A 5887-nucleotide genomic window follows, 5' to 3' on the forward strand; every position below is an offset into this window, starting at 1 on the left:
GCAGTTCCCCGCGCCCCTGGCGGGGAGCTTTGCGGCTCACCTTTCTTTTCCGCCGCAGCGGTGATCAGCCACGACGGCGTTGTTCGGCGGTGCCGGGCGGGCCGTCGCCACTCGCCGTTGGCGGCTCCGGTCGTCTGGCGGGTGCGCCGCCGTCGTGGCTGTTCGCGCAGTTCCCCGCGCCCCTGGCGGGGCGCTTTGCGGCTCACCTTTCTTTTCCGCCGCAGCGGTGATCAGCCACGACGGTGTTGTTCGGCGGTGCCGGGCGGGCCGTCGCCACTCGCCGTTGGCGGCTCCGGTCGTCTGGCGGGTGCGCTGCCGTCGTGGCTGTTCGCGCAGTTCCCCGCGCCCCTGGCGGGGAGCTTTGCGGCTCACCTTTCTTTTCCGCCGCAGCGGTGATCAGCCACGACGGTGTTGTTCGGCGGTGCCGGGCGGGCCGTTGCTGCTCGCCGTTGCCGGTTCCGGTCGTCTGCCGGGTGCGGTGCCGTCGTGGCTGGTCGCGCCCACGCGGCGGAGCCGCAAATCAGACACGGCCCCGCGCCCCTGAGGGGGCGCTATGCGGCCCGGCGTTGCAAAGGTTCTGCCCGGTTCAGGGAGCCCGAGGCGCCGAGGTCGGTCAGAATTGCTGCTGTTGCCCGGTGGGCTGAATGCAGTGCTCCCTGGACTGTGCTGGTGTCGCGGTGGTCGCCGCAGACGTAGAGGCCGGCGAGGAGGCGGACGGGGCGGCGGAGGTCGTGCGGGGGGCGCATGGCGGGGATCGCCTCGGGGGTGTGGTGGACCGCGAGGGTCTCCCAGCGGTGCGTCGACGTGCCGTAGAGGCGGGAGAGGTGCATGCGGACCGCTGTGTCGATGTCCGCGGGGGGCTTGCCGAGGACCGTCGAGGAGATCAGGGCTCGGCCCTGCGGGGCCCGGCTGGGGTCGATGTTGCTGACGACGGAGGTGTGGGAGACGGGGCCGCCCCGGTCCGCGTCCAGGAGGAAGGACGCTCCGGTCGTGAGGGTCGCCGGCTCGTCCGTCGTGTGGTGGACCACCGTCACCCGGTGGAAGTCCGGGACGCGCAGGCCGGGGAGGAGTTCGGCGGCGGCTCGGGCATCGGTCGCCAGAAGGACCGCCCGGCAGCGGATCTCGCCGTGGTCGGCCGTCGTCACCGATGTGGTGGAGACCGAGGTGACCCGTACGCCGGTGTGCACCGTGCCGGGTGGAAGGGCCCGGGCGAGGAGGTCGGGGAGGACCTCGGCGCCTCCCTCCGGCACGCACAGCCGCCCGCTCGCGAAGGAGCGCAGGGCGAGGTCCGCGCAGCGGCTGGACGTCGTCAGCTCGGGGTCGCAGAGCAGGGCCGCGAGCAGCGGGCGCAGGAAGCCGTCGATCGTGCGGGCGGGCACCCCGCGCTCGGCGAGGGCGTGGGCGGCGGGGAGTTCGGGGCGGGCCAGGATCCGTTCGACGGGGGTGACGGCGATGCGGCCCAGCGCGGCGCCCAGGCGGGCCTGGTCGACCGCGCCGCCCATCGGCGCGGTCGCCCGCGCCGGCGCCACCGGCGAGCCGCCCCTGGGGGCGCTTGCCAGGGCGCGCACGGCATACAGTGCGCCCCTCGCGCTTCCGCCGCCCGCCGGAGCGCCGGCCCGGTGCCTGCGCCCGTCGCGATGCAGCAGCACGCCGGGCGCGTACCGGCGTAGAACCAGGGCGTCCAGTCCCGGGGCGAGGCGTAGCTCCGGATAGGACGTGGACAGGAGCTGGCCGATCCGGTCGAGCCGGAAGCCGTCGACCTTCTCGGTCGACATACGGCCGCCCACGTAAGGGGCGGCCTCCAGGACCGCGGTCCTTACTCCTGCGCTGTTCAGCCGATGAGCCGCGGAGAGTCCGGCGATTCCGGCTCCCACGATGACGACGTCCGCCTGGTACGCGGGCTCATGCACGAGGCCCCTCCTCGATTGCGCGTCCGGTGGAGACGTGATGCCCCCAACCTGCTCCGGGGATACCCGAGTTCGGGTCGAGGTTAGGACGGTGATCGGTCAAGGACAGTCGCGCATGAACAGGGCACGGTCGCACGCCGGTCGCATACGGTCACAGGGGTCGTCAGGCCGCGCGAATCGCGTCCTCGATGCCCGGGAACGCGAAGGTGAACCCCGACTCCAGCAGCCGCTTCGGCACCACCCGTTGGCTGCCGAGCACGTCCCCGGCCATCTCGCCGAGCGCCACCCGGAGCACGGGGGAGGGCACCGGGAAGAGCGCCGGACGGCGCAGCACGCGGGCCATCGCCGCGGTGATCTCACCGTTGGTCAGCGGGTCGGGCGCGGTGAGGTTGAACGGGCCCGACAGGCCCTCGGTGTCCATCAGGAACCTGATCGCGGCCACCTCGTCGTGCAGCGCGATGTACGACCAGTACTGGCGGCCGTCGCCCAGCCGCCCGCCGAGTCCGGCCCTGAAGAGCGGGAACAGCCGGCCCCAGGCCCCGCCGCCACGGGCCACCACCAGGCCCGTGCGCGTGAACACCGTCCGTACGCCCGCCTCCTGCGCCGGGGCCGCCGCCTCCTCCCATTCCACGCACAGCGACGGCAGGAAACCGTCCCCGGGCGGGGCGTCCTCGTCCACGACCCGGTCGCCGGTGTCGCCGTAGAAGCCCATAGCGCTGCCGCTCACGAACACCCGCGGTGGCTCCGGCAGCGCCGCCACGGCCTCGGCCAGCGCGGCCGTGCCGAGCACCCGGCTGTCCCGGATCTCCCGCTTGTAGGCGGCCGTCCAGCGCCGGTCGCCGATCCCCGCCCCGGCGAGGTTCACCACCGCGTCGCAGCCGGCCAGCCCGGCGGTGTCCACGTACTGCCCCCCGGGGTCCCAGCAGACCTCTCCGGTGCCGTGGGCCGCGCGCCGCACCAGGCGGACCACCTCGTGCCCGTCCGCCCGCAGGGACCGCACCAGGGCGCTGCCGATGAGGCCGGACGCGCCGGCCACCGCGATACGAGAACGTTCCATGCGTCCCAGCATGCCGGGAAGGACGGGGGAAAACCCATGGGGCCCCGGTGCCGGACGACCTAGGGTGGCCGCATGCCGGATCCGTACATACGCGCCGCCCTGCCCGACGACGACGAGGAGCTCTCCGCCCTCGACCGCGCCACCTGGTCGTATCTGCACGCGGTCCTGCCGCGGCCGCAGCCGCCGTACGACCCCTTCTTCAGCGAGCGTCACACCCCCGAGGACACCCTGGTGGCCGAGCTCGACCGGCGCATCGTCGGCTACGTCCGCCTCGGCCTCGCCTACAAGGTCGCCACCAACGCGCACGTCCGGCAGATCCGGGGCCTCGCGGTCGCCGAGGAGGCCCGCGGCCGGGGCGTGGCCCGGGCGCTGCTGCGGGCGGCGATGGAGGAGGCCCGCCGCCGCGGCGCCCGCCGGATCCGGCTCGGCGTCCTCGGGCACAACACCCCGGCGCGCCGGCTCTACGAGTCGGAGGGGTTCGCCGTCGAGGGCGTGCTGCCGGGGGAGTTCTTCCTGGACGGCGAGTACGTCGACGACGTGGTCATGGGCCGGCCGCTGTGACGGTCAGGACGTGATCAGGACGTGATCAGCTCGCCGGTGTCCACCGGTGACGTGGCGGTCGCCCCGCGCGTGGCGTCCGACGCCACCTCGTCGGCGGTCAGCACGTACCCCGTCTCGTCGTCCGACGTGGAGCGGGCGAACACCACGCCGTACACCTTGCCGCCGGTGGTGAGGAGCGGGCCGCCCGAGTTGCCGGGGCGGACCGTGGAACGGATCGAGTAGATCTCCCGGGTCACGGTGGCGTCGTTGTAGATGTTCTGGCCGGTGGCCTGCACCTTGTTCGCCACCGTGGCCGCCTGCAGGTTCAGGTTGCCGTCCTGCGGATAGCCGGCCACCACCGCGGAGTTCCCGCGCGCCGCCGTGGTGTCGAGCCGCAGTACGGGCGCCCGCAGCTGCGGCACGTACAGCACCGCCACGTCCCGGTCCGGGTCGAAGAGGACGACCTCCGCGTCGTACGACGGCCCGACCCCGCCGATCCGCACGCTCGGGTTGTCGATGCCGGCCACCACGTGGGCGTTGGTCATCACATGCTCCGGCGCAAACACGAACCCGCTGCCCTCGCGGCCTTGGGTGCCGGAGGAACCCTCGATCTTGACCGTGCTGTGCTTGGCCGCGTTCGTGGCGGCCGCCGTGACGTTGTCGCCCGACGGCTTGGCGACCCGGGCCGTCGACTCGTTCTCGAACGGGTTGAAGACCTGCGGGAAGCCCGCCTCGGTCAGCGCCGAGGTGGCCCGCGAGAACCAGGCCGGGGTGGTGTCCGGCATGGTGTTCTGCACGGCGCCCAGCAGCTTCGAGTCCCGGATCGCCGTCGTCACAGCGGGCGACGAGGACGCGCCCAGCACGCTCGCCGCCACCCAGGCCACGATCAGCACCGCCACCGAGTTGGCGACCGCCCCGCCTATCCCGTCGGCCACCCTGAGCGGCCCCTGGTCCAGCTCCCGGCGCAGCCGCAGCGCCAGCCGCCCCGCCAGCTCGTGCCCCACCACCGCCGGCACCAGCACCGTCAGCACCGCGACCACCGTCGCCGTCGCCGTCCCGCGCGTGACCAGCTCCATCACCCACGGGAGCACCCACACGCCGATCACCGCACCGCCCACGAACCCGGCCAGCGAGACACAGCCGGCCACCAGCCCGCGCCGGTAACCGGACGCCGCGTAGACGAGGACCACCAGTACCAGCACCAGGTCGAGCAGGTCCACAGAGCCGCCTTTCTCTCGGTGCCCTTAATACGGTCGGGACAGGTCCAGTGATCAGTTCACGCGCGCGAGGCCCCCGGAACCGGCCACGCGTGCGTGTACCCGCTGAAACGCCCCGGACCAGGACGATGGTTCCACCAGGTGGCACAGCACACATCGCGGACGGAGTCGATCAACCAGAGAGTGGGTGCCATGCGTGTCTTCCCAAGAGCGGGGCGGCGCACCAGGATCACCGCCCTTACGCTGCTCGGCTGCCTGCCCGGCCTCGCCGCCGTCCTCGTGCTGGTGCTGTACGCCCAGGGCGGCGACCGCCCCGTCGCGATCCACCTGGCCGCACCCGCGCCCACCAGCCCCGCCACCCGCTACCGGGCACCCCGGCCGCACATCGTGCCGCGCTCGGCCTGGCTGGACGCCACCGTCAGCCGCACCCAGCCGCCGCCGCGCTACGACGACAAGGTCGTCGCCGTCTTCGTGCACCACACCGACTCGCCCAACGGCTACTCCTGCGCCCAGGCCCCCGAGATCATCCGCCGCCTGTACACCGGCCAGACCGGCGACCGCGCCTGGGACGACATCGGCTACAACTTCCTCGTCGACCGGTGCGGCACCGTCTACGAGGGCCGCGCGGGCGGCGCCGACCGGGCCGTCACCGGCGCCCACACCCAGGGCTTCAACCACCGCACCGCCGGCATCGCCGCCCTCGGCACCTTCACCGCCGGGGTGCCCGTGCCGCGCGCCATGGCCGACTCGATCGCCGCCGTCGCCGCCTGGAAACTCGGGCTGGCCGACGTCGATCCGCGCGGCAGCGCCCGTCTGGTCTCCAGCAACGGCCTCAGCCGGTACCGGGAGGGCACCGTCGTCGCCCTGCCCGCCGTGGCCGGCCACCAGGACGGCTACCGGACCAACTGCCCCGGAGCCGCCCTCGTCGCCCGCCTCCCGGAGATCAGGGAGACCGCGGCCCGGCTGCAGGGCAGGGTCCCGACGGGAACGCCCACGGCGACACCGGCACCGTCGAAGACACCGGCACCTCAGGCGACACCGGCGCCCGCGAAAGCGTCCACGGCGCCCGCGAAGGTGTCCACGGTGCCTGCGAAGGTGTCCACGGTGCCTGCGAAGGTGTCCACGGTGCCTGCGAAGGTGTCCACGGTGCCTGCGAAGGTGTCCAC

At 73.5% G+C, this 5887-nt stretch carries 4 protein-coding genes and 1 pseudogene; 2 read left to right on the top strand and 3 right to left on the bottom strand.

The genetic code is table 11. The features are described 5' to 3' along the window. Positions 1–551: 551 nt before the first annotated feature. The gene (locus tag KVT45_RS32420; RefSeq protein ID WP_217552707.1) at positions 552–1910 is read right to left on the bottom strand and encodes an NAD(P)/FAD-dependent oxidoreductase; all 1359 of its coding nucleotides are present in this window, start codon (positions 1908–1910) and stop codon (positions 552–554) included. Between the two features lie 160 nt (positions 1911–2070). Then, positions 2071–2964 carry a TIGR01777 family oxidoreductase gene (locus KVT45_RS32425; RefSeq protein WP_217552708.1) on the bottom strand — a complete coding sequence of 298 codons (894 nt, stop codon included), beginning with the start codon at positions 2962–2964 and terminating at the stop codon, positions 2071–2073. Positions 2965–3036: 72 nt separating this feature from the next. Between KVT45_RS32425 and KVT45_RS32430 the strand changes: the two genes are divergently transcribed. Beyond that, complete coding sequence (locus KVT45_RS32430) at positions 3037–3525, top strand: GNAT family N-acetyltransferase (RefSeq protein ID WP_217552709.1); 489 nt, start codon at positions 3037–3039, stop codon at positions 3523–3525. A 14-nt stretch (positions 3526–3539) separates the two neighbouring features. On the opposite strand, the gene KVT45_RS32435 is transcribed toward KVT45_RS32430, so the two are convergent. Then, positions 3540–4724 (bottom strand): MarP family serine protease, encoded by a 1185-nt coding sequence (locus KVT45_RS32435; protein ID WP_217552710.1) that lies wholly within the window; start codon positions 4722–4724, stop codon positions 3540–3542. Between the two features lie 189 nt (positions 4725–4913). On the opposite strand from KVT45_RS32435, the pseudogene KVT45_RS32440 reads away from it, so the two are divergent. After that, a pseudogene (locus KVT45_RS32440) lies at positions 4914–5696 on the top strand (peptidoglycan recognition protein); the annotation flags it as partial. Between the last annotated feature and the right edge of the window lie 191 nt (positions 5697–5887).

The organism is Streptomyces sp. GbtcB6 (genome assembly GCF_019091475.1).
GTDB lineage: Bacteria > Actinomycetota > Actinomycetes > Streptomycetales > Streptomycetaceae > Streptomyces > Streptomyces hyaluromycini.